Below are 18,960 nucleotides of genomic sequence, written 5' to 3'. Positions count from 1 at the left end.
CAGAACCGTGCGCGATAGCCTCCCGAACAACGGAAATACAGCACCGGAATCCTCCCCCTGGCGCGCCTGGTGGAAACAAAAAAGCCCCTGCGACCGATAGGCGCGAGGGGCTTCTTTCATTGCAGACGAAACCTCATATCTGCGACTGCAGGTAGTTCTCCAGGCCCATCTTGGCGATCAGCCCGAGTTGCTGCTCCAGCCAGTAGGCGTGGTCTTCCTCGGTATCGGCCAACTGGACCTTGAGCATGTCGCGGCTGACGAAGTCCTTGTGCTGCTCGCACAGCGCGATGCCCTTGGCCAGGGCCGCACGCACCTGGCGCTCCAGCTTGAGATCGGCTTCGAGCATTTCCGGCACGGTACGGCCCGGGTGGATATCGTCGGGACGCATACGCGGCGTGCCTTCCAGCAACAGGATGCGGCGGATCAGGGCGTCGGCGTGCTGGGTTTCCTCTTCCATCTCGTGGTTGAGGCGCTCGTAGAGCTTGGCGAAGCCCCAGTCCTCGTACATGCGCGAGTGGATGAAGTACTGGTCGCGCGCGGCCAGCTCGCCGGTCAGCAGGGTATTGAGGTAGTCGATTACTTCAGCATGGCCTTGCATCAGTCAGCTCCATGAGTCCGGTGAATAATTGAAGAGAATTTGGTCCTCGACGACCATGACCCGCATCAATTCGAGGATAGTCCCGCCGGCGCGAGAGTGCCTTGCAAGACGCGCGGATCCTGGGCCGAAGGGAACGAGATACATTTCCAGCGGGCAATAAAAAACCGGGCCAAGGCCCGGTTTTTCATGAGTGGCGTTCGCCTTACTCAGCAGCTTCGACCGCTTCGCCGCCGACAGCACGATCAACCAGCTCGACGTACGCCATGGGGGCGTTGTCGCCAGCGCGGAAACCGCACTTGAGGATGCGCAGGTAGCCGCCCGGACGGTTGGCGTAGCGCTTGCCCAGCTCGTTGAACAGCTTGCCTACGGCAGCTTTCGAACGGGTACGGTCGAAAGCCAGACGACGGTTGGCGACGCTGTCTTCCTTGGCCAGGGTGATCAGCGGCTCGGCAACGCGGCGCAGTTCCTTGGCCTTGGGCAGGGTGGTTTTGATCAGTTCGTGTTCGAACAGCGACACAGCCATGTTCTGGAACATAGCCTTGCGGTGCGCGCTGGTGCGGCTCAGGTGACGACCACTTTTACGATGGCGCATGGTTCAATTCCTTTCCAAACTTTACGTTCGGTAGCTACGACGATCAGGCAGTAGCCTTGTCGTCTTTCTTAAGACTTGCCGGCGGCCAGTTGTCGAGGCGCATACCGAGGGACAGACCGCGAGAGGCCAGGACGTCCTTGATTTCGGTCAGGGACTTCTTGCCCAGGTTCGGAGTTTTCAGCAGCTCTACTTCGGTGCGCTGGATCAGGTCACCGATGTAGTAGATGTTCTCCGCCTTCAGGCAGTTGGCCGAACGAACGGTCAGCTCCAGGTCATCGACCGGACGCAGCAGGATCGGATCGATCTCGTCTTCCTGCTCTTCAACGACGGGTTCGCTGTCGCCCTTGAGGTCCACGAACGCTGCCAGCTGCTGTTGCAGGATGGTAGCGGCGCGACGGATAGCCTCTTCGGGGTCCAGGGTGCCGTTGGTTTCCAGATCGAGGACCAGTTTGTCCAGGTTGGTACGCTGTTCGACACGGGCGTTCTCGACCACGTAGGCAACACGACGCACGGGGCTGAACGAGGCATCGAGCTGCAGACGGCCGATGCTGCGGCTTTCGTCTTCATCGCTCGAGCGGGCATCAGCCGGCTCGTAGCCACGGCCACGAGCGACTTTCAGCTTCATGTTCAGCGCGCCGTTATCGGCCAGGTGGGCGATAACATGGTCACCGTTGACGATCTCGACATCATGATCCAGCTGAATATCGGCAGCGGTCACCACACCCGAGCCCTTTTTCGCCAGGGTCAGCGTCACTTCGTCACGGCCGTGCAGCTTGATGGCCAGACCTTTCAGGTTGAGCAGGATTTCGATGACGTCTTCCTGAACACCTTCGATCGCCGAGTACTCGTGGAGTACGCCGTCGATCTCGGCCTCGACCACTGCACAGCCAGGCATGGAGGACAACAGGATGCGACGCAGCGCGTTGCCCAGGGTATGGCCGAAGCCACGCTCGAGAGGCTCGAGCGTGATCTTGGCGCGGGTTTGGCTGACCACCTGCACATCGATGTGGCGGGGGGTCAGGAACTCATTTACCGAACTCTGCATGGATGCACCTATTTTCTAGCCCTTACTTGGAGTAGAGCTCGACAATCAGGTTTTCGTTGATGTCGGCGGACAGGTCGGCACGAGCCGGAACGCTCTTGAAGGTACCGGCCTTCTTGTCGGTGTCCACTTCGACCCACTCAACGCGACCGCGCTGGGCGCACAGTTCAAGGGCTTGAGCGATACGCAGCTGGTTCTTCGATTTCTCGCGAACAGCAACGACGTCGCCGGCCTTCACCTGATAGGACGGGATGTTGACGGTCTGACCGTTCACGCTGATGGTCTTGTGGGACACCAGCTGACGGGATTCCGAACGGGTGGAACCGAAGCCCATACGATAGACGACGTTGTCCAGACGGCATTCCAGCAGTTGCAGCAGGTTCTCACCAGTGGAGCCCTTGCGGCGGGAAGCCTCTTGGTAGTAGCCACGGAACTGACGCTCCAGCACGCCGTAGATGCGGCGGACTTTCTGCTTCTCACGCAGCTGCAGACCGTAGTCGGACAGACGGCCACGGCGAGCGCCGTGCTGGCCAGGAACCTGTTCGGCCTTGCACTTGGAGTCGAGCGCGCGAGCGCCGCTCTTCAGGAACAGGTCGGTGCCTTCACGGCGAGACAGTTTGCATTTGGGACCAATGTAACGAGCCATTTCTCACTGTCTCCTATTACACGCGACGCTTTTTCGGCGGGCGGCAGCCGTTGTGCGGGATCGGGGTTACGTCGGTGATGCTGGCGATCTTGTAACCGCAGGCATTCAGCGCACGAACAGCCGATTCGCGACCCGGGCCCGGGCCTTTGACGTTGACGTCAAGGTTCTTCAGACCGTATTCCAGAGCAGCCTGGCCGGCACGCTCGGCCGCTACCTGGGCAGCGAACGGGGTGCTCTTACGCGAGCCGCGGAAGCCCGAACCACCGGAAGTGGCCCAGGACAGGGCGTTGCCCTGACGGTCGGTGATGGTAACGATGGTGTTGTTGAAGGACGCGTGGATATGCGCGATCCCGTCAACCACCGTCTTTTTGACTTTCTTACGAGGACGAGCAGCAGGTTTTGCCATGACTATATTCCTAAGCGATTACTTGCGGATCGGCTTACGCGGGCCCTTGCGGGTGCGCGCGTTGGTCTTGGTACGCTGACCGCGAACCGGCAGACCGCGACGATGACGCAGACCGCGGTAGCAACCGAGGTCCATCAGACGCTTGATGTTCATGTTGATTTCGCGGCGCAGGTCACCTTCGGTGGTCAGCTTGGCCACCTCGTTGCGCAGCGAATCGATCTGCTCTTCGCTCAGGTCCTTGATCTTCACTACCGGGCTGATGCCCGTGGCAGCGCAGATGCTCTGTGCGGTGGTGCGACCTACACCATAGATGTAGGTCAGCGAGATAACAGTGTGCTTGTTATCCGGAATGTTTACGCCTGCAATACGGGCCATTCAGAAAAACTCCAATTGACAGCTACCCGGCGCCCAGGAAGCCAAGAAAGGGCGCGGATATTAGCGCTGTAATAACAAATAATCAACCCGGCAGCGCACTAGCTGCCGGGCTATAACGCGTGGATCACACTCAGCCTTGGCGCTGCTTGTGACGCGGCTCCGCGCTGCAGATCACGCGAACGACGCCTTCGCGACGGATGATCTTGCAGTTGCGGCACAGCTTCTTAACCGATGCACGAACTTTCATCAGTGACTCCTACTAACCTTACGGGCCGGTCAGCGCAGCATGCTGCTGCCGCCATAACCCTTCAGGTTGGCTTTCTTCATGAGGGATTCGTACTGGTGAGAAACGAGGTGCGATTGTACTTGGGCCATAAAGTCCATCACAACCACGACCACGATCAGCAACGAGGTCCCGCCGAGGTAGAACGGAACGTGGGCAGCCACCACCAGGAACTGGGGCAACAGGCACACCGCCGTCATGTACAGGGCACCGAACATGGTCAAACGGGTCAGCACGCCATCGATGTAGCGAGCGGACTGTTCGCCCGGACGAATACCCGGAATAAATGCACCGGACTTCTTGAGGTTTTCCGCCACGTCCTTGGGATTGAACATCAGCGCTGTGTAGAAGAAGCAGAAGAAGATGATCCCTGCACTAAACAGCAGAATGTTCAGCGGCTGCCCCGGAGCGATCGCTTGCGCGACGTCCTGCAGCCAACCCAGGCCCTCCGACTGACCGAACCAGGCGCCCAGGGACGCCGGGAACAGCAGGATGCTGCTGGCGAAGATGGCCGGGATCACGCCCGCCATGTTCACTTTCAGCGGCAGATGGCTGGTCTGCGCGGCAAACACCTTGCGACCTTGCTGGCGCTTGGCGTAATGCACGGCGATGCGGCGCTGACCGCGCTCGATGAACACCACGAACGCGATGATCGCGACGGCCAGCAGGCCTACGGCGATCAGGGCGAAGATGTTGATGTCACCTTGACGGGCGGACTCGAAGGACTGCCCGATGGCGCGCGGAAGGCCGGCGACGATCCCGGAGAAGATCAGCATGGAGATACCATTGCCGACGCCCCGCTCGGTGATCTGCTCGCCCAGCCACATCATGAACAGCGCACCCGCCACGAAGGTGGTGACTGCCACGAAGTAGAAGCCGAAGTCATTGGAGAAGGCCACGCCCTGGCTGCCCAGACCAACGGCCATGCCGATGGCCTGGACGAGCGCCAGGACGAGCGTTGCGTAGCGGGTGTACTGGCTGATCTTGCGACGCCCAGACTCACCCTCTTTCTTCAACTGCTCCAGCTGCGGGCTGATAGCGGTCATGAGCTGCATGATGATCGACGCCGAGATGTACGGCATGATCCCCAGTGCAAAGATGCTCATGCGCTCCAGCGCGCCGCCGGAAAACATGTTGAAGAGGCTAAGAATGGTCCCCTCGTTCTGCCGGAACAGTGCCGCCAAGCGATCGGGGTTGATGCCCGGAACCGGGATGTGCGCACCTATCCGATAGACGATGATCGCCAGGAACAGGAAACGCAGACGTGCCCAGAGCTCGGACAGACCGCCACCGTTGCTCAGCGCAGAGAGAGCACCTTGCTTAGCCATTTAGTCCTCGATTTTGCCGCCAGCTGCTTCGATAGCCGCACGAGCGCCCTTGGTGGCGCCGATGCCTTTCAGGGTGACCGCGCGGGCAACTTCACCGGACAGCACGACTTTGACGCGCTGTACGTTGCGGTTGATCACGTTGGCATCCTTCAGGGCCTGCACGGTGACGACTTCGCCTTCGACCTTGGCCAGCTCGGAGGTACGAACCTCGGCGCGATCCAGGGCTTTCAGGGACTTGAAGCCGAACTTCGGCAGACGACGGTGCAGCGGCTGCTGGCCACCCTCGAAGCCCGGGGCGATGGTGCCGCCGGAGCGCGAGGTCTGACCTTTGTGACCACGGCCACCGGTCTTGCCCAGACCGCTACCGATGCCACGGCCCGGACGCAGCTTCTCGCGACGGGCACCCGGCGCGGAACGCAGATCGTTCAGTTGCATGGATTAACCCTCCACACGCAGCAGGTAGTAGGCCTTGTTGATCATGCCGCGGTTTTCAGGAGTGTCCTGAACTTCGACGGTATGATTGATGCGACGCAGGCCCAGGCCTTTGACGCAAGCCTTGTGATTGGCCAGGCGGCCGTTCAGGCTCTTGATCAGGGTAACTTTTACAGTTGCCATGGTTAGAGAATCTCCTCGACGCTCTTGCCACGCTTGGCCGCTACCGACTCAGGGGACTGCATGTTCTTCAGGCCCTTGAAGGTGGCGTATACCACGTTGACCGGGTTGGTCGAACCGTAGCACTTGGCCAGAACGTTCTGCACACCGGCCACTTCCAGGACGGCACGCATGGCGCCGCCGGCGATGATGCCGGTACCTTCGGAAGCCGGCTGCATGTACACCTTGGAGGCGCCATGGGCGGACTTGGTCGGGTACTGCAGGGTGGTGCCGTTCAGATCGACCTGGATCATGTTGCGGCGAGCAGCTTCCATGGCCTTCTGGATCGCGGCCGGCACTTCACGCGCCTTGCCACGGCCGAAGCCAACACGGCCCTTGCCATCGCCAACCACGGTCAGCGCGGTGAAGGCGAAGATACGGCCACCTTTTACGGTTTTGGCGACGCGGTTAACTTGAACCAGCTTCTCGATGTAGCCTTCGTCGCGCTTTTGATCGTTGTTTGCCATAACTTAGAACTCCAGACCGCCTTCGCGAGCGGCATCAGCCAGGGCCTTGATGCGGCCGTGGTACTTGAAGCCAGAACGGTCGAACGCCACTTGGGTGACGCCGGCAGCCTTGGCGCGTTCGGCGACCAGTTGACCAACTTTCTTGGCTGCGTCGACGTTGCCGGTGGCACCTTCGCGCAGTTCCTTGTCCAGGGTCGAGGCGCTGGCCAGGACCTTGCCGCCGTCGGCCGCGATGACCTGGGCGTAAATGTGCTGGGAGGAGCGGTACACGCAAAGGCGTACGGCTTCCAGCTCGCGCATCTTCAGGCGTGCCTTGCGAGCGCGACGCAGACGGGTTTCTTTCTTGACGCTCATTTGCTATGCCCTACTTCTTCTTGGCTTCTTTACGAAGTACGACTTCGTCCGAATACCGCACGCCCTTGCCTTTGTACGGCTCCGGCGGACGGAAATCGCGGATCTCCGCGGCAACCTGGCCGACCAGCTGCTTGTCGATGCCCTTGATCAGGATATCGGTCTGGCTGGGGGTTTCGGCGACGATGCCGGCGGGCAGTTCGTAATCGACCGGGTGGGAGAAGCCGAGGGCCAGGGACAGCACTTGGCCTTTGGCCTGCGCCTTGTAACCAACGCCGACCAGCTGGAGCTTGCGCTCGAAGCCCTGGCTGACGCCGATCACCATGTTGTTGACCAGGGCGCGGGTGGTACCGGCCATGGCACGGGTCTGCTGGTCGCCGTTACGGGCGGCGAAACGCAGCTCACCGTTGTCCTGGATGACTTCTACGGACGGGTGGACTTTCAGCTCGAGGGAGCCTTTGGAGCCCTTGACCGAGAGTTCCTGACCAGCCAGCTTGATTTCGACGCCGGCGGGCAGCTTGACGGGGTTCTTAGCAACGCGAGACATGCTGATTCCCCTTAGAACACAGTGCAGAGCACTTCGCCACCAACGCCAGCGGCACGGGCTGCGCGGTCGGTCATCACACCTTTGTTGGTGGAGACGATCGACACACCCAGACCACCGCGAACTTTCGGCAGCTGATCTACGGACTTGTACTGGCGCAGGCCAGGACGGCTGATTCGCTTCACTTCTTCGATGACGGGTTTGCCTTCGAAGTACTTCAGCTCGATGGACAGCTGAGGCTTGGCCTCGGCGCTGACCTGATAGTCCGCAATGTAACCTTCGTCCTTGAGGACTTTGGCTACTGCCGCCTTCAGCTTGGAAGACGGCATGCTCACGACGGTCTTCTCAGCCATCTGGGCATTACGGATGCGAGTTAGCATGTCTGCTAACGGGTCCTGCATACTCATGGGCTTAATGCTCCTGATACAAAAGATAAGCCTTCAACGATACTCACCCTCAAAACGCAGGGTGAGAAAAACCCAGGCTCAGGGGAGCCGGGTATTCTAGAGACCGCTCAAAAACGAATCAAGCCCCACGAGGGGGCTTGCTTCGCAAAGCGATCAACGGAGCCGTTGCCGGCCCCGTCTCGACCGACTTACCAGCTGGCTTTCACCAGGCCCGGTACGTCGCCGCGCATGGCGGCTTCACGCAGCTTGTTACGGCTCAGGCCGAACTTGCGGTAGAAGCCGTGCGGACGACCGGTCAGGCGGCAACGGTTACGCAGGCGGCTGGCGCTCGCGTCACGCGGTTGCTTCTGCAGGGCGACCTGCGCATTCCAACGCTCTTCCTGGGAGGAGTTCGGATTAGCGATGATCGCTTTCAGCTCGGCACGCTTCTGGGCGTACTTGGCTACCGTGCGCTGACGCTTCAGCTCACGGTTTTTCATGCTCTCTTTGGCCATGTTCCTACTCCAATCAGTTGCGGAACGGGAAGTTGAAGGCGCGCAGCAGAGCGCGACCTTCATCGTCCGTACGGGCGGTGGTGGTCAGAGTGATGTCCATGCCGCGCAGAGCATCGATCTTGTCGTAATCGATTTCCGGGAAGATGATCTGCTCTTTCACGCCCATGCTGTAGTTGCCGCGGCCATCGAAGGACTTGGCATTCAGGCCGCGGAAGTCACGCACGCGCGGCAGGGAGATGGAGAGCAGGCGGTCCAGGAATTCGTACATGCGGTCGCCACGCAGGGTGACCTTCACGCCGATCGGCCAGCCTTCACGGATCTTGAAGCCGGCGATGGACTTACGAGCGTAAGTCACGACCGGCTTCTGGCCTGCGATCTTTTCCAGATCGGCCACGGCGCTCTCGATGACTTTCTTGTCACCGACAGCTTCGCCAAGACCCATGTTCAGGGTGATTTTGGTAACGCGCGGAACTTCCATCACGTTCGCCAGCTGAAGCTCTTGCTTCAGCTTGGGCGCGATTTCCTTCCGGTACAGTTCTTTCAATCGTGCCATGGTATCTACCTACTCCCTCAAGCCTGGACCGGTTTCTGGGTCGACTTGAAGACACGAACCTTCTTACCGTCTTCTACCTTGAAGCCAACGCGGTCAGCCTTGCTGGTTTCCGGGTTGAAGATGGCGACGTTGGAGACGTGCAGAGGCGCCTCCTTCTCGACGATCCCGCCTTGCTGGTTGAGCATGGGGTTGGGCTTGGTGTGGCGCTTGATCAGGTTCACACCGCCGACGACCAGACGGTCGTCAGCGAGAACTTTCAGCACCTTGCCACGCTTGCCCTTGTCCTTGCCGGCAATGACGATGACTTCGTCGTCACGACGAATTTTTTGCATGACGGCTACTCCTTACAGCACTTCAGGGGCGAGCGAGACGATCTTCATGAACTTCTCGGTACGAAGTTCACGAGTCACGGGCCCGAAGATACGGGTGCCGATCGGCTCCTGCTTGTTGTTCAGCAGGACGGCGGCGTTACCGTCGAAGCGGATGATGGAGCCGTCGGTACGACGAACGCCGTGCTTGGTACGAACGACCACGGCAGTCATGACCTGGCCTTTCTTCACCTTGCCGCGCGGAATCGCTTCCTTGACGGTGACTTTGATGATGTCGCCAATGCCGGCGTAGCGACGGTGGGAACCGCCGAGCACCTTGATGCACATTACGCGACGCGCGCCGCTGTTATCAGCGACATCGAGCATGGATTGAGTCTGAATCATTATCTATCTCCGACCCTTAGACTTCCACTGCGCGCTCGACGATATCAACCAGGGTCCAGGCCTTGGTCTTGGCCAGCGGACGGGTTTCGCGAATGGTGACCAGGTCACCAATGCGGCACTGATTGGTTTCGTCGTGGGCGTGCAGCTTGGTCGAACGCTTCACGTATTTGCCGTAGATCGGGCGCTTGACGCGACGCTCGATCAGAACGGTGACGGTCTTGTCCATCTTGTCGCTGACGACGCGGCCGGTCAGCGTACGGACGGTTTTCTGAGCTTCAGCCATGTTCACTTACCTGCTTGCTGATTGAGCACAGTTTTGACGCGAGCGATGTCGCGCTTCACCTGCGAGAGCAGGTGGGACTGCGCCAACTGGCCAGTTGCTTTCTGCATACGCAGATTGAACTGGTCGCGCAGCAGGCCGAGCAGTTGCTCGTTCAGCTGCTCCACGGATTTCTCACGAAGTTCATTCGCTTTCATCACATCACCGTCCGCTTAACAAAGGAGGTGGCGAGCGGCAGCTTTGCAGCAGCCAGGGCGAATGCCTCACGCGCCAGCTCTTCGGATACACCCTCGATCTCGTACAGGACCTTGCCCGGTTGAATCTGGGCTACCCAGTACTCGACGCCGCCCTTACCTTTACCCATACGAACTTCGAGGGGCTTCTTGGTAACCGGCTTGTCGGGGAATACGCGGATCCAGATCTTGCCGCCACGTTTTACGTGACGGGTCAGCGCACGACGTGCGGACTCGATCTGACGCGCGGTGAGACGGCCACGGCTGGTCGCCTTGAGGGCGAACTCGCCGAAGCTGACTTTGCTACCGCGATGAGCCAAGCCACGGTTGTGACCGGTCATTTGCTTGCGGAACTTCGTACGCTTAGGTTGCAGCATTTGCGTACTCCTTACTTAGCAGCTTTTTTACGAGGAGCGGGCGCTACCGGCTTGAGCTCTTCCTGGCGGCCACCGATGACCTCGCCTTTGAAGATCCAAACCTTGACACCGATCACACCGTAGGTGGTGTGCGCTTCGTAGGTGGCATAGTCGATATCGGCACGCAGGGTGTGCAGGGGCACACGACCTTCGCGATACCATTCGGTACGAGCAATTTCAGCGCCGCCCAAACGACCACTCACCTGGATCTTGATGCCCTTGGCACCAATACGCATGGCGTTCTGCACGGCGCGCTTCATGGCGCGACGGAACATGACGCGGCGTTCCAGCTGCTGAGCTACGCTCTGCGCAACCAGCATGCTATCGAGTTCCGGCTTGCGGATTTCCTCGATGTTGATGTGCACGGGCACACCCATTTGCTTGGTCAGGTCCTGACGCAGCTTCTCAACATCTTCACCTTTCTTGCCGATCACGATACCGGGACGGGCGGTGTGGATGGTGATACGTGCGGTTTGAGCCGGGCGATGGATATCGATACGGCTTACGGACGCGCTTTTTAGTTTGTCTTGGAGGTACTCACGGACCTTCAGGTCGGCGAACAGATAATCGGCGTAAGTGCGCTTATCTGCGTACCAAACGGAGGTGTGCTCCTTGACGATACCCAGGCGGATGCCATTGGGATGTACTTTCTGACCCATCTGATCGACTCCGTTACTTGTCCGCAACCTTGACAGTGATATGGCAAGACCGCTTGACGATGCGATCAGCACGGCCTTTGGCGCGCGGCATGATGCGCTTGAGCGAACGACCTTCGTTGACGAAGACGGTGGAGACCTTCAGGTCGTCCACATCGGCGCCTTCGTTGTGCTCAGCGTTGGCAACAGCCGACTCCAGCACTTTCTTCATGATCTCGGCGGCTTTCTTACTGCTGAAAGCCAGGAGGTTGAGCGCTTCGCCCACCTTCTTCCCGCGGATCTGGTCGGCGACCAAGCGGGCTTTCTGGGCGGAGATACGAGCGCCCGACAGCTTAGCGGCTACTTCCATCTTCCTTACCCCTTAACGCTTGGCTTTCTTGTCCGCAGCATGCCCACGATAAGTGCGGGTAGCAGCGAACTCGCCGAGTTTGTGACCGACCATGTCTTCGTTGACCAGGACCGGCACGTGTTGACGGCCGTTGTGGACAGCGATGGTCAGACCAACCATATGCGGCAGAATCATCGAACGACGCGACCAGGTCTTGATCGGCTTACGGTCGTTCTTTTCCACCGCCACTTCGACCTTCTTCAGCAGGTGAAGATCGATAAAAGGACCTTTTTTCAGAGAACGCGGCACTGTCGTATCCCTCTATTTACTTGCGGCGACGGACGATCATGTTATCGGTACGCTTGTTCGCGCGAGTCTTCTTACCCTTGGTCTGAAGACCCCACGGCGATACCGGATGACGACCAGCAGAGGTACGACCTTCACCACCACCATGCGGGTGGTCGACCGGGTTCATGGCAACACCACGAACGGTCGGGCGAATGCCGCGCCAGCGTTTGGCACCAGCTTTACCCAGCGAACGCAGGCTGTGCTCGGAGTTCGAGACTTCGCCCAGGGTCGCACGGCAGTCAGCCAGGACTTTACGCATTTCACCGGAACGCAGACGCACGGTTACGTAAGCGCCTTCACGGGCTACCAGCTGGGCCGAGGCGCCAGCGGAGCGAACCAGCTGGGCGCCTTTGCCCGGCTTCAGCTCGATACCGTGGATGGTGCTACCAACCGGGATGTTGCGCAGCGGCATGTTGTTGCCGGGCTTGATCGGAGCGCCGATACCGGAGATCAGTTGATCGCCAGCCACCACGCCTTTGGGGGCGATGATGTAACGACGCTCACCGTCCGCGTACTTCAGCAGAGCGATGTGCGCAGTGCGGTTCGGGTCATATTCCACGCGCTCGACGATGGCAGGGATGCCATCCTTGTTGCGGCGGAAGTCGACCAGACGGTAGTGCTGCTTGTGACCACCGCCGATGTGGCGGGTGGTGATACGACCGTTGTTGTTACGGCCGCCCGACTTGGACTTCTTCTCGACCAGGCCAGCGAACGGAGCACCCTTGTGCAGGTTCTGGTTCACGACCTTGACGACGAAGCGACGACCAGCGGAAGTCGGTTTGCATTTAACGATTGCCATGATGCACCCCTTTACTCAGCGCCAGCTGCGAAATCGAGATCTTGGCCGGGCTGAAGGGCGATGTACGCCTTCTTCCAGTCGTTACGCTTGCCCAGGCCGCGAACGGTACGCTTGGTCTTGCCCTGAACGTTCAGGGTGGTGACGCGACGTACTTTCACGCCGAACAGGCTTTCGACGGCCTTCTTGATTTCCAGCTTGGTTGCATCAGTGGCAACCTTGAAAACGAATTGGCTCTTGCCGTCCGCCAGCCCCGTGGCTTTCTCGGAGATATGCGGGCCCAGCAGCACTTTGAATACGCGTTCCTGGTTCATGCCAGCAGCTCCTCGAACTTCTTCACGGCGGACACGGTGACGAGCACCTTGTCGTAGGCGATCAGGCTGACCGGGTCGGAACCCTGGACGTCGCGTACATCGACGTGCGCCAGGTTGCGCGCAGCCAGGTACAGGTTTTCATCAACGCCATCGGTGACGATCAGCACGTCTTTCAGGCCCAGGCCGTCCAGCTTGCTGACCAGACCTTTGGTTTTCGGTGCATCGACGGCGAAGTCGGCAACGACAACCAGGCGGTCCAGACGGACCAGCTCGGAGAGGATGGAGCGCAGGGCTGCGCGGTACATCTTCTTGTTGAGCTTCTGGGAGTGATCCTGCGGTTTGGCGGCGAAAGTGGTGCCGCCCCCACGCCAGATGGGGCTGCGGATGGTGCCAGCGCGAGCACGACCGGTGCCCTTCTGACGCCACGGCTTCTTGCCGCCACCGGAGACTTCGGAACGAGTCTTCTGAGCGCGGGTGCCCTGACGGCCGCCAGCCATGTAGGCGACGACTGCCTGGTGAACCAGAGTCTCGTTGAATTCGCTGCCAAAGGTACGCTCGGAGACTTCGATAGCCTGAGCGCCGTTCACATTAAGTTGCATCTCAGCTTCCCCTCTTAACCGCGAGCCTTGGCTGCCGGACGCACGAGCACGTCACCGCCGGTAGCGCCAGGAACGGCACCCTTGACCAGCAGCAGATTACGCTCGGCATCGACACGCACGACCTCAAGGGATTGAACGGTTACACGCTCAGCACCCATGTGACCGGACATTTTCTTGCCCTTGAACACTCGACCAGGAGTCTGGCACTGGCCGATCGAACCCGGGACGCGGTGGGAAACGGAGTTACCGTGGGTATTGTCCTGACCACGGAAGTTCCAGCGCTTGATGGTACCGGCGTAGCCTTTACCCTTGGACTCGCCGGTAACGTCTACCAGCTGGCCTGCCTGGAACAGATCGACGGAGATGGAATCGCCTGCCTTGAACTCCTCTTCGCCCAGACGGAATTCCCACACGCCGCGACCGGCGGCGACATTCGCCTTGGCAAAGTGACCGGCCTGAGCCTTGGTCACGCGAGAAGCACGACGCTCGCCGGCAGTTACCTGCACAGCGCGATAGCCATCGGTCTCTTCGTTCTTGAACTGGGTGACGCGATTCGGCTCGACCTCAATGACCGTGACCGGAATGGAGACACCATCTTCGGTGAAAATGCGGGTCATGCCGCACTTACGACCGACAACACCAATTGTCATCTTAAGAACCTCTTTAGTGTACGGGGCTTTCACCCGCTATGGCCGCCCATTTCAGAGCGTTACACGACCAATGCCGAAGGCATTAGCCGAGGCTGATCTGTACTTCGACGCCAGCAGCAAGGTCGAGCTTCATCAGCGCGTCGACGGTCTTGTCGGTCGGCTGAACGATGTCGAGCACACGCTTGTGGGTACGAATTTCGTACTGGTCACGAGCGTCCTTGTTGACGTGCGGGGAAATCAGCACGGTGTAACGTTCCTTGCGGGTCGGCAGAGGAATCGGACCACGCACCTGAGCCCCAGTACGTTTCGCGGTTTCCACGATTTCCTGGGTAGACTGGTCGATCAGGCGATGGTCAAAAGCCTTCAACCGAATACGGATTTGTTGATTTTGCATTTGACCTCAGACTCCAAGTTGCCATTCCCAACGGGCGGACTCCGCCCGTTAAAAGGAGGCGCAATTGTACGGATGCCCCTGGAGGGTGTCAATATTTAACCAATCCAACGAAAAAGGGGCCCCGAAGGGCCCCTTTTCCTCATGCGCTAGATCGGTCGATTACTCGATGATCTTGGCAACCACGCCGGCGCCAACGGTACGGCCGCCTTCGCGGATAGCGAAGCGCAGGCCGTCTTCCATGGCGATCGGGGCGATCAGGGTGACGGTCATCTTGACGTTGTCACCCGGCATTACCATCTCGACGCCTTCCGGCAGCTCGCAGTTGCCGGTCACGTCGGTGGTACGGAAGTAGAACTGCGGACGGTAGCCCTTGAAGAACGGGGTGTGACGACCACCTTCTTCCTTGGACAGCACGTACACTTCGCACTCGAACTTGGTGTGCGGCTTGATGGTGCCCGGCTTGGCCAGAACCTGGCCACGCTCTACGTCTTCACGCTTGGTGCCGCGCAGCAGGACGCCGACGTTCTCGCCAGCACGACCTTCGTCGAGCAGCTTGCGGAACATTTCAACGCCGGTGCAGGTGGTCTTGGTGGTCGGACGGATGCCGACGATTTCCACTTCTTCCTGGACCTTGACGATACCGCGCTCGACACGACCGGTTACCACGGTGCCGCGGCCGGAGATCGAGAACACGTCTTCGATCGGCATCAGGAACGGCTGGTCGATGGCACGAACCGGCTCGGGGATGTAGGAGTCCAGGGTTTCTACCAGCTTGCGCACGGCGGAAACGCCCATCTCGTTGTCGTCCTGGCCGTTCAGAGCCATCAGAGCGGAACCGATCACGATCGGAGTGTCGTCGCCCGGGAAGTCGTAGGTGTTCAGCAGGTCGCGAACTTCCATCTCGACCAGTTCCAGCAGCTCGGCGTCGTCGACCATGTCGGCCTTGTTCAGGAACACGACGATGTAGGGAACGCCTACCTGACGGGACAGCAGGATGTGCTCGCGGGTCTGCGGCATGGGGCCGTCGGCAGCCGAGCAAACCAGGATCGCGCCGTCCATCTGGGCAGCACCGGTGATCATGTTCTTCACGTAGTCGGCGTGGCCCGGGCAGTCTACGTGAGCGTAGTGGCGTACCGGCGAGTCGTATTCGACGTGCGAAGTGTTGATGGTGATACCACGGGCTTTCTCTTCCGGCGCGTTGTCGATCTGGTCGAAGGCGCGAGCGGAGCCACCCCAGGTCTCGGAGCAGACCTTGGTCAGAGCAGCGGTCAGAGTGGTCTTACCGTGGTCGACGTGGCCGATGGTGCCAACGTTGACGTGCGGTTTGTTACGTTCAAATTTTTCCTTAGCCACGACAGTAACCTCTTAACTTAAAGGGCTGAATCAAGCTTGTTTTTTAACCAGCGCTTCGACGATGTTCGACGGAGCTTCGGCGTATTTGGAGAATTCCATGGAGTAGCTCGCGCGACCCTGGGACATGGAACGTACGTCGGTCGCATAACCGAACATCTCGCCCAGCGGAACCTCGGCACGGATAACCTTACCGGAAACCGAGTCTTCCATCCCCTGAATCAGACCGCGACGACGGTTCAGGTCGCCCATCACGTCGCCCATGTAGTCCTCAGGAGTCACCACTTCCACCTTCATGATCGGCTCGAGCACCTTGCCGCCGCCCTTCTGGGCCAGCTGCTTGGTCGCCATGGAAGCAGCGATCTTGAACGCCATCTCGTTGGAGTCGACGTCGTGGTAGGAACCATCGAACACGGTGGCCTTCAGGCCGATGAGCGGATAGCCGGCGACGACGCCGTTCTTCATCTGCTCTTCGATGCCCTTCTGGATCGCCGGGATGTATTCCTTCGGAACCACACCACCTACGACTTCGCTGGTGAACACCAGGCCTTCGGTGATGTTGCCCTTCTCGTCCACATCCGGAGTCGAGAAGCGGATCCAGCAGTGACCGAACTGACCGCGACCACCGGACTGACGAACGAACTTGCCTTCGATCTCGACGTTGTCCTTGGAGATGGTTTCGCGGTAGGAAACCTGCGGCTTGCCGATGTTGGCCTCGACGCCGAACTCGCGCTTCATGCGGTCGACGAGGATGTCCAGGTGCAGCTCACCCATACCGGAGATGATGGTCTGGCCGGTTTCTTCGTCGGTCTTGACGCGGAACGACGGGTCTTCCTGGGCCAGCTTGCCGAGGGCGATGCCCATCTTCTCCTGGTCAGCCTTGGTCTTCGGCTCGACAGCGACCGAGATGACCGGCTCCGGGAAGTCCATGCGCTCGAGGATAATCGGCTTCTCGATGTCGCACAGGGTGTCACCGGTGGTGACGTCCTTCATGCCGATCAGAGCCGCGATGTCGCCAGCGCGCACTTCCTTGATCTCGTCACGCTGGTTGGCGTGCATCTGCACCATACGACCAACGCGCTCTTTCTTGCCCTTCACGGAGTTGATGACCGACTGGCCGGACTCCAGAACGCCCGAGTAGACGCGGACGAAGGTCAGAGTACCGACGAACGGGTCGGTAGCGATCTTGAACGCCAGAGCGGAGAACGGAGCGTTGTCGTCGGCCGGACGCTCGTCGTGGATCTCGTTGTCATCGGTGCTGTCCGGGTGGACGCCCTGGATGGCCGGGATCTCGGTCGGAGCAGGCAGGAAGTCGATGACGGCGTCCAGAACCAGGGGCACGCCCTTGTTCTTGAAGGACGAACCGCAGACCGCCGGAACGATTTCGCAGGCGATGGTACGCTGGCGCAGGCCGGCCTTGATCTCTTCGATCGACAGCTCGCCGCCTTCCAGGTACTTGTTCATCAGCTCTTCGTTGGCCTCGGCAGCAGCCTCGACCATGTTGTTGCGCCATTCGTTGGCCAGGTCCAGCAGCTCGGCGGGAATCTCTTCCTCGCGGTAGCTGGTGCCCTTGTCGTCTTCGTTCCAGTAGATGGCCTTCATCTTCATCAGGTCGATCTGACCCTGGAAGTCATCTTCTGCACCGATGGCCAGCTGAACCGGGACCGGGGTGTGGCCCAGGCGGTTCTTGATCTGACCGACGACGCGCAGGAAGTTGGCGCCGGCGCGGTCCATCTTGTTCACGTAGACGATACGCGGAACGCCGTACTTGTTGGCCTGACGCCATACGGTTTCGGACTGCGGCTCAACGCCGGAGGTGCCGCAGAACACCACGACAGCGCCGTCCAGTACGCGCAGGGAGCGCTCGACTTCAATGGTGAAGTCTACGTGGCCGGGGGTGTCGATGACGTTTACGCGGTACTTGTCGTACTGGCCGCGCGAACCTTCCCAGAAGGTCGTGATCGCAGCGGAGGTGATGGTAATACCACGCTCCTGCTCCTGCACCATCCAGTCGGTGGTAGCAGCGCCGTCGTGTACCTCACCCATCTTGTGGCTGAGACCTGTGTAGAACAGGATCCGCTCGGTAGTGGTGGTCTTGCCCGCGTCGACGTGGGCGCAGATACCAATGTTCCGGTAGCGGTTAATTGCTGTAGTACGAGCCATAAAGCCCTCGCAAAAGAATGGAAGCCGCGATTAGAAGCGGTAGTGGGAGAAGGCCTTGTTGGCTTCAGCCATACGGTGCACGTCTTCACGCTTCTTGACGGCGGCGCCTTTGCCTTCGGCGGCATCCAGCAGTTCGCCGGCGAGGCGCAGGGCCATGGACTTCTCGCCGCGCTTGCGGGCGTAGTCCACCAGCCAGCGCATGGCCAGGGCATTACGACGGGACGGACGTACTTCGACCGGAACCTGGTAGGTAGCACCGCCGACACGGCGGGACTTCACTTCGACCAGCGGAGCGATGGCGTCGAGAGCTTTCTCGAAGAGTTCCAGGGGGTCACCTTTACTGCGCTCTTTGACCTTGTCCAGAGCACCGTAAACGATACGCTCGGCAACGGCTTTCTTGCCGCTTTCCATCACGTGGTTCATGAACTTGGCCAGAATCTGGCTTCCGTATTTCGGATCGGCCAGGATCTCACGTTTGGCCGCTACACGACGTCTTGGCATTGATAAGCCCTCAAACGGTCTTCAGGTTAGCCCGGGACTGCAACACTTTGGTTACGCGCCCGACCTTACTCTTATCGACTCAGCAAATAGGAAAAAACGATTACTTCGGACGCTTGGCGCCGTACTTGGAACGACCCTGCTTACGGTCTTTGACACCCGAGGTGTCCAGCGAACCGCGCACGGTGTGGTAACGCACACCCGGAAGGTCCCTTACACGACCGCCACGGATCAGCACTACGCTGTGCTCTTGCAGGTTGTGACCTTCACCACCGATGTACGAAGTAACTTCGTAGCCGTTGGTCAGGCGAACACGGCATACCTTACGCAGTGCCGAGTTCGGCTTTTTCGGCGTGGTGGTGTATACGCGGGTGCATACGCCACGACGTTGCGGGCAGTTCTGCAGCGCCGGCACGTCGCTCTTGTCGACCATGCGCTTGCGCGGCTTACGCACCAGCTGGTTGATAGTTGCCATCTATAGCTCC

At 59.7% G+C, this 18,960-nt stretch carries 33 protein-coding genes; all 33 read right to left on the bottom strand.

Annotation, left to right across the window (positions count from 1 at the left end):
* Nucleotides 1-133: 133 nt before the first annotated feature.
* A complete protein-coding gene (gene bfr, locus IG194_RS18565; protein ID WP_009617184.1) occupies nucleotides 134-598 on the bottom strand; it encodes a bacterioferritin in 465 nt (154 codons plus the stop codon).
* 202 nt (nucleotides 599-800) lie between these two features.
* Complete coding sequence (gene rplQ / locus IG194_RS18560) at nucleotides 801-1,190, bottom strand: 50S ribosomal protein L17 (RefSeq protein ID WP_009617183.1); 390 nt, start codon at nucleotides 1,188-1,190, stop codon at nucleotides 801-803.
* Nucleotides 1,191-1,233: 43 nt separating this feature from the next.
* Nucleotides 1,234-2,235 carry a DNA-directed RNA polymerase subunit alpha gene (locus IG194_RS18555; protein WP_009617182.1) on the bottom strand — a complete coding sequence of 334 codons (1,002 nt, stop codon included), beginning with the start codon at nucleotides 2,233-2,235 and terminating at the stop codon, nucleotides 1,234-1,236.
* A 22-nt stretch (nucleotides 2,236-2,257) separates the two neighbouring features.
* Nucleotides 2,258-2,878: a 30S ribosomal protein S4 gene (gene rpsD / locus IG194_RS18550; protein ID WP_009617181.1), complete on the bottom strand. Its 621-nt coding sequence runs from the start codon at nucleotides 2,876-2,878 to the stop codon at nucleotides 2,258-2,260.
* A 16-nt stretch (nucleotides 2,879-2,894) separates the two neighbouring features.
* Nucleotides 2,895-3,284 (bottom strand): 30S ribosomal protein S11, encoded by a 390-nt coding sequence (gene rpsK, locus IG194_RS18545; RefSeq protein WP_003093689.1) that lies wholly within the window; start codon nucleotides 3,282-3,284, stop codon nucleotides 2,895-2,897.
* A gap of 18 nt (nucleotides 3,285-3,302) precedes the next feature.
* Nucleotides 3,303-3,659, bottom strand: coding sequence for a 30S ribosomal protein S13 (gene rpsM, locus IG194_RS18540; protein ID WP_009617178.1), 357 nt, complete (start codon nucleotides 3,657-3,659; stop codon nucleotides 3,303-3,305).
* 130 nt (nucleotides 3,660-3,789) lie between these two features.
* The gene (gene rpmJ, locus IG194_RS18535) at nucleotides 3,790-3,906 is read right to left on the bottom strand and encodes a 50S ribosomal protein L36 (protein WP_002555468.1); all 117 of its coding nucleotides are present in this window, start codon (nucleotides 3,904-3,906) and stop codon (nucleotides 3,790-3,792) included.
* A gap of 29 nt (nucleotides 3,907-3,935) precedes the next feature.
* Entirely contained in the window at nucleotides 3,936-5,270 is a 1,335-nt protein-coding gene (gene secY, locus IG194_RS18530) for a preprotein translocase subunit SecY (RefSeq protein WP_009617177.1), read from the bottom strand.
* The gene (rplO, locus tag IG194_RS18525) at nucleotides 5,271-5,705 is read right to left on the bottom strand and encodes a 50S ribosomal protein L15 (protein WP_009617175.1); all 435 of its coding nucleotides are present in this window, start codon (nucleotides 5,703-5,705) and stop codon (nucleotides 5,271-5,273) included.
* A gap of 3 nt (nucleotides 5,706-5,708) precedes the next feature.
* Complete coding sequence (gene rpmD / locus IG194_RS18520; RefSeq protein WP_009617174.1) at nucleotides 5,709-5,885, bottom strand: 50S ribosomal protein L30; 177 nt, start codon at nucleotides 5,883-5,885, stop codon at nucleotides 5,709-5,711.
* Between the two features lie 2 nt (nucleotides 5,886-5,887).
* Nucleotides 5,888-6,388 (bottom strand): 30S ribosomal protein S5, encoded by a 501-nt coding sequence (rpsE, locus tag IG194_RS18515; protein WP_009617173.1) that lies wholly within the window; start codon nucleotides 6,386-6,388, stop codon nucleotides 5,888-5,890.
* A 3-nt stretch (nucleotides 6,389-6,391) separates the two neighbouring features.
* Nucleotides 6,392-6,742, bottom strand: a complete 351-nt coding sequence (rplR, locus tag IG194_RS18510; RefSeq protein ID WP_009617172.1) for a 50S ribosomal protein L18 — start codon at nucleotides 6,740-6,742, stop codon at nucleotides 6,392-6,394.
* A 10-nt stretch (nucleotides 6,743-6,752) separates the two neighbouring features.
* Nucleotides 6,753-7,286 carry a 50S ribosomal protein L6 gene (gene rplF, locus IG194_RS18505; RefSeq protein ID WP_009617171.1) on the bottom strand — a complete coding sequence of 178 codons (534 nt, stop codon included), beginning with the start codon at nucleotides 7,284-7,286 and terminating at the stop codon, nucleotides 6,753-6,755.
* Nucleotides 7,287-7,297: 11 nt separating this feature from the next.
* A complete protein-coding gene (gene rpsH / locus IG194_RS18500) occupies nucleotides 7,298-7,690 on the bottom strand; it encodes a 30S ribosomal protein S8 (RefSeq protein ID WP_009617170.1) in 393 nt (130 codons plus the stop codon).
* A 188-nt stretch (nucleotides 7,691-7,878) separates the two neighbouring features.
* Nucleotides 7,879-8,184 (bottom strand): 30S ribosomal protein S14, encoded by a 306-nt coding sequence (gene rpsN, locus IG194_RS18495; protein WP_009617169.1) that lies wholly within the window; start codon nucleotides 8,182-8,184, stop codon nucleotides 7,879-7,881.
* 13 nt (nucleotides 8,185-8,197) lie between these two features.
* Nucleotides 8,198-8,737, bottom strand: a complete 540-nt coding sequence (rplE, locus tag IG194_RS18490; RefSeq protein ID WP_009617168.1) for a 50S ribosomal protein L5 — start codon at nucleotides 8,735-8,737, stop codon at nucleotides 8,198-8,200.
* Nucleotides 8,738-8,754: 17 nt separating this feature from the next.
* Nucleotides 8,755-9,069: a 50S ribosomal protein L24 gene (gene rplX / locus IG194_RS18485; protein WP_009617167.1), complete on the bottom strand. Its 315-nt coding sequence runs from the start codon at nucleotides 9,067-9,069 to the stop codon at nucleotides 8,755-8,757.
* Between the two features lie 12 nt (nucleotides 9,070-9,081).
* Complete coding sequence (gene rplN / locus IG194_RS18480) at nucleotides 9,082-9,450, bottom strand: 50S ribosomal protein L14 (protein ID WP_003093714.1); 369 nt, start codon at nucleotides 9,448-9,450, stop codon at nucleotides 9,082-9,084.
* 16 nt (nucleotides 9,451-9,466) lie between these two features.
* A complete protein-coding gene (rpsQ, locus tag IG194_RS18475; protein WP_192353598.1) occupies nucleotides 9,467-9,733 on the bottom strand; it encodes a 30S ribosomal protein S17 in 267 nt (88 codons plus the stop codon).
* Nucleotides 9,734-9,735: 2 nt separating this feature from the next.
* Nucleotides 9,736-9,927, bottom strand: coding sequence for a 50S ribosomal protein L29 (rpmC, locus tag IG194_RS18470; protein ID WP_009617164.1), 192 nt, complete (start codon nucleotides 9,925-9,927; stop codon nucleotides 9,736-9,738).
* Complete coding sequence (rplP, locus tag IG194_RS18465) at nucleotides 9,927-10,340, bottom strand: 50S ribosomal protein L16 (RefSeq protein ID WP_009617163.1); 414 nt, start codon at nucleotides 10,338-10,340, stop codon at nucleotides 9,927-9,929. The genes rpmC and rplP overlap by 1 nt, the downstream gene beginning before the upstream one ends.
* 11 nt (nucleotides 10,341-10,351) lie before the next feature.
* Nucleotides 10,352-11,038: a 30S ribosomal protein S3 gene (gene rpsC / locus IG194_RS18460; RefSeq protein WP_009617162.1), complete on the bottom strand. Its 687-nt coding sequence runs from the start codon at nucleotides 11,036-11,038 to the stop codon at nucleotides 10,352-10,354.
* A 13-nt stretch (nucleotides 11,039-11,051) separates the two neighbouring features.
* The gene (rplV, locus tag IG194_RS18455; RefSeq protein ID WP_003103908.1) at nucleotides 11,052-11,384 is read right to left on the bottom strand and encodes a 50S ribosomal protein L22; all 333 of its coding nucleotides are present in this window, start codon (nucleotides 11,382-11,384) and stop codon (nucleotides 11,052-11,054) included.
* 12 nt (nucleotides 11,385-11,396) lie between these two features.
* Nucleotides 11,397-11,672, bottom strand: a complete 276-nt coding sequence (gene rpsS, locus IG194_RS18450; protein WP_003093734.1) for a 30S ribosomal protein S19 — start codon at nucleotides 11,670-11,672, stop codon at nucleotides 11,397-11,399.
* A gap of 16 nt (nucleotides 11,673-11,688) precedes the next feature.
* Nucleotides 11,689-12,510 carry a 50S ribosomal protein L2 gene (gene rplB, locus IG194_RS18445; protein WP_009617152.1) on the bottom strand — a complete coding sequence of 274 codons (822 nt, stop codon included), beginning with the start codon at nucleotides 12,508-12,510 and terminating at the stop codon, nucleotides 11,689-11,691.
* An 11-nt stretch (nucleotides 12,511-12,521) separates the two neighbouring features.
* Entirely contained in the window at nucleotides 12,522-12,821 is a 300-nt protein-coding gene (rplW, locus tag IG194_RS18440) for a 50S ribosomal protein L23 (protein ID WP_043273414.1), read from the bottom strand.
* Complete coding sequence (gene rplD, locus IG194_RS18435) at nucleotides 12,818-13,420, bottom strand: 50S ribosomal protein L4 (protein WP_009617148.1); 603 nt, start codon at nucleotides 13,418-13,420, stop codon at nucleotides 12,818-12,820. The genes rplW and rplD overlap by 4 nt, the downstream gene beginning before the upstream one ends.
* A gap of 14 nt (nucleotides 13,421-13,434) precedes the next feature.
* On the bottom strand, nucleotides 13,435-14,070 hold the full coding sequence (gene rplC / locus IG194_RS18430; protein WP_009617147.1) for a 50S ribosomal protein L3: 636 nt from the start codon (nucleotides 14,068-14,070) through the stop codon (nucleotides 13,435-13,437).
* An 82-nt stretch (nucleotides 14,071-14,152) separates the two neighbouring features.
* Nucleotides 14,153-14,464 (bottom strand): 30S ribosomal protein S10, encoded by a 312-nt coding sequence (gene rpsJ / locus IG194_RS18425; protein WP_003243886.1) that lies wholly within the window; start codon nucleotides 14,462-14,464, stop codon nucleotides 14,153-14,155.
* A gap of 159 nt (nucleotides 14,465-14,623) precedes the next feature.
* The gene (gene tuf / locus IG194_RS18420; RefSeq protein WP_009617114.1) at nucleotides 14,624-15,817 is read right to left on the bottom strand and encodes an elongation factor Tu; all 1,194 of its coding nucleotides are present in this window, start codon (nucleotides 15,815-15,817) and stop codon (nucleotides 14,624-14,626) included.
* 30 nt (nucleotides 15,818-15,847) lie between these two features.
* The gene (fusA, locus tag IG194_RS18415; protein WP_009617134.1) at nucleotides 15,848-17,977 is read right to left on the bottom strand and encodes an elongation factor G; all 2,130 of its coding nucleotides are present in this window, start codon (nucleotides 17,975-17,977) and stop codon (nucleotides 15,848-15,850) included.
* A gap of 30 nt (nucleotides 17,978-18,007) precedes the next feature.
* Nucleotides 18,008-18,478, bottom strand: a complete 471-nt coding sequence (gene rpsG, locus IG194_RS18410; RefSeq protein WP_009617132.1) for a 30S ribosomal protein S7 — start codon at nucleotides 18,476-18,478, stop codon at nucleotides 18,008-18,010.
* Between the two features lie 100 nt (nucleotides 18,479-18,578).
* A complete protein-coding gene (gene rpsL, locus IG194_RS18405) occupies nucleotides 18,579-18,950 on the bottom strand; it encodes a 30S ribosomal protein S12 (RefSeq protein ID WP_192353597.1) in 372 nt (123 codons plus the stop codon).
* Nucleotides 18,951-18,960 lie beyond the last annotated feature (10 nt).

The organism is Pseudomonas sp. ADPe, from assembly GCF_014843515.1.
Classification (GTDB): domain Bacteria; phylum Pseudomonadota; class Gammaproteobacteria; order Pseudomonadales; family Pseudomonadaceae; genus Pseudomonas; species Pseudomonas citronellolis.
The sequence above is the reverse complement of the archived record's forward strand: the minus strand, read 5'-3'. Positions and strand labels throughout refer to the sequence as shown.

Bases quoted from the DNA above. Each gene is read 5' to 3' on its own strand.
- bfr (WP_009617184.1), bottom strand. From the start codon at position 598: ATGCAAGGCCATGCTGAAGTAATCGACTACCTCAATACCCTGCTGACC.
- rplQ (WP_009617183.1), bottom strand. From the start codon at position 1,190: ATGCGCCATCGTAAAAGTGGTCGTCACCTGAGCCGCACCAGCGCGCAC.
- IG194_RS18555 (WP_009617182.1), bottom strand. From the start codon at position 2,235: ATGCAGAGTTCGGTAAATGAGTTCCTGACCCCCCGCCACATCGATGTG.
- rpsD (WP_009617181.1), bottom strand. From the start codon at position 2,878: ATGGCTCGTTACATTGGTCCCAAATGCAAACTGTCTCGCCGTGAAGGC.
- rpsK (WP_003093689.1), bottom strand. From the start codon at position 3,284: ATGGCAAAACCTGCTGCTCGTCCTCGTAAGAAAGTCAAAAAGACGGTG.
- rpsM (WP_009617178.1), bottom strand. From the start codon at position 3,659: ATGGCCCGTATTGCAGGCGTAAACATTCCGGATAACAAGCACACTGTT.
- rpmJ (WP_002555468.1), bottom strand. From the start codon at position 3,906: ATGAAAGTTCGTGCATCGGTTAAGAAGCTGTGCCGCAACTGCAAGATC.
- secY (WP_009617177.1), bottom strand. From the start codon at position 5,270: ATGGCTAAGCAAGGTGCTCTCTCTGCGCTGAGCAACGGTGGCGGTCTG.
- rplO (WP_009617175.1), bottom strand. From the start codon at position 5,705: ATGCAACTGAACGATCTGCGTTCCGCGCCGGGTGCCCGTCGCGAGAAG.
- rpmD (WP_009617174.1), bottom strand. From the start codon at position 5,885: ATGGCAACTGTAAAAGTTACCCTGATCAAGAGCCTGAACGGCCGCCTG.
- rpsE (WP_009617173.1), bottom strand. From the start codon at position 6,388: ATGGCAAACAACGATCAAAAGCGCGACGAAGGCTACATCGAGAAGCTG.
- rplR (WP_009617172.1), bottom strand. From the start codon at position 6,742: ATGAGCGTCAAGAAAGAAACCCGTCTGCGTCGCGCTCGCAAGGCACGC.
- rplF (WP_009617171.1), bottom strand. From the start codon at position 7,286: ATGTCTCGCGTTGCTAAGAACCCCGTCAAGCTGCCCGCCGGCGTCGAA.
- rpsH (WP_009617170.1), bottom strand. From the start codon at position 7,690: ATGAGTATGCAGGACCCGTTAGCAGACATGCTAACTCGCATCCGTAAT.
- rpsN (WP_009617169.1), bottom strand. From the start codon at position 8,184: ATGGCCAAAGAGAGCATGAAAAACCGTGAGCTGAAGCGTCAGCGCACG.
- rplE (WP_009617168.1), bottom strand. From the start codon at position 8,737: ATGGCACGATTGAAAGAACTGTACCGGAAGGAAATCGCGCCCAAGCTG.
- rplX (WP_009617167.1), bottom strand. From the start codon at position 9,069: ATGCAAAAAATTCGTCGTGACGACGAAGTCATCGTCATTGCCGGCAAG.
- rplN (WP_003093714.1), bottom strand. From the start codon at position 9,450: ATGATTCAGACTCAATCCATGCTCGATGTCGCTGATAACAGCGGCGCG.
- rpsQ (WP_192353598.1), bottom strand. From the start codon at position 9,733: ATGGCTGAAGCTCAGAAAACCGTCCGTACGCTGACCGGCCGCGTCGTC.
- rpmC (WP_009617164.1), bottom strand. From the start codon at position 9,927: ATGAAAGCGAATGAACTTCGTGAGAAATCCGTGGAGCAGCTGAACGAG.
- rplP (WP_009617163.1), bottom strand. From the start codon at position 10,340: ATGCTGCAACCTAAGCGTACGAAGTTCCGCAAGCAAATGACCGGTCAC.
- rpsC (WP_009617162.1), bottom strand. From the start codon at position 11,038: ATGGGTCAGAAAGTACATCCCAATGGCATCCGCCTGGGTATCGTCAAG.
- rplV (WP_003103908.1), bottom strand. From the start codon at position 11,384: ATGGAAGTAGCCGCTAAGCTGTCGGGCGCTCGTATCTCCGCCCAGAAA.
- rplB (WP_009617152.1), bottom strand. From the start codon at position 12,510: ATGGCAATCGTTAAATGCAAACCGACTTCCGCTGGTCGTCGCTTCGTC.
- rplW (WP_043273414.1), bottom strand. From the start codon at position 12,821: ATGAACCAGGAACGCGTATTCAAAGTGCTGCTGGGCCCGCATATCTCC.
- rplD (WP_009617148.1), bottom strand. From the start codon at position 13,420: ATGCAACTTAATGTGAACGGCGCTCAGGCTATCGAAGTCTCCGAGCGT.
- rplC (WP_009617147.1), bottom strand. From the start codon at position 14,070: ATGACAATTGGTGTTGTCGGTCGTAAGTGCGGCATGACCCGCATTTTC.
- rpsJ (WP_003243886.1), bottom strand. From the start codon at position 14,464: ATGCAAAATCAACAAATCCGTATTCGGTTGAAGGCTTTTGACCATCGC.
- fusA (WP_009617134.1), bottom strand. From the start codon at position 17,977: ATGGCTCGTACTACAGCAATTAACCGCTACCGGAACATTGGTATCTGC.
- rpsG (WP_009617132.1), bottom strand. From the start codon at position 18,478: ATGCCAAGACGTCGTGTAGCGGCCAAACGTGAGATCCTGGCCGATCCG.
- rpsL (WP_192353597.1), bottom strand. From the start codon at position 18,950: ATGGCAACTATCAACCAGCTGGTGCGTAAGCCGCGCAAGCGCATGGTC.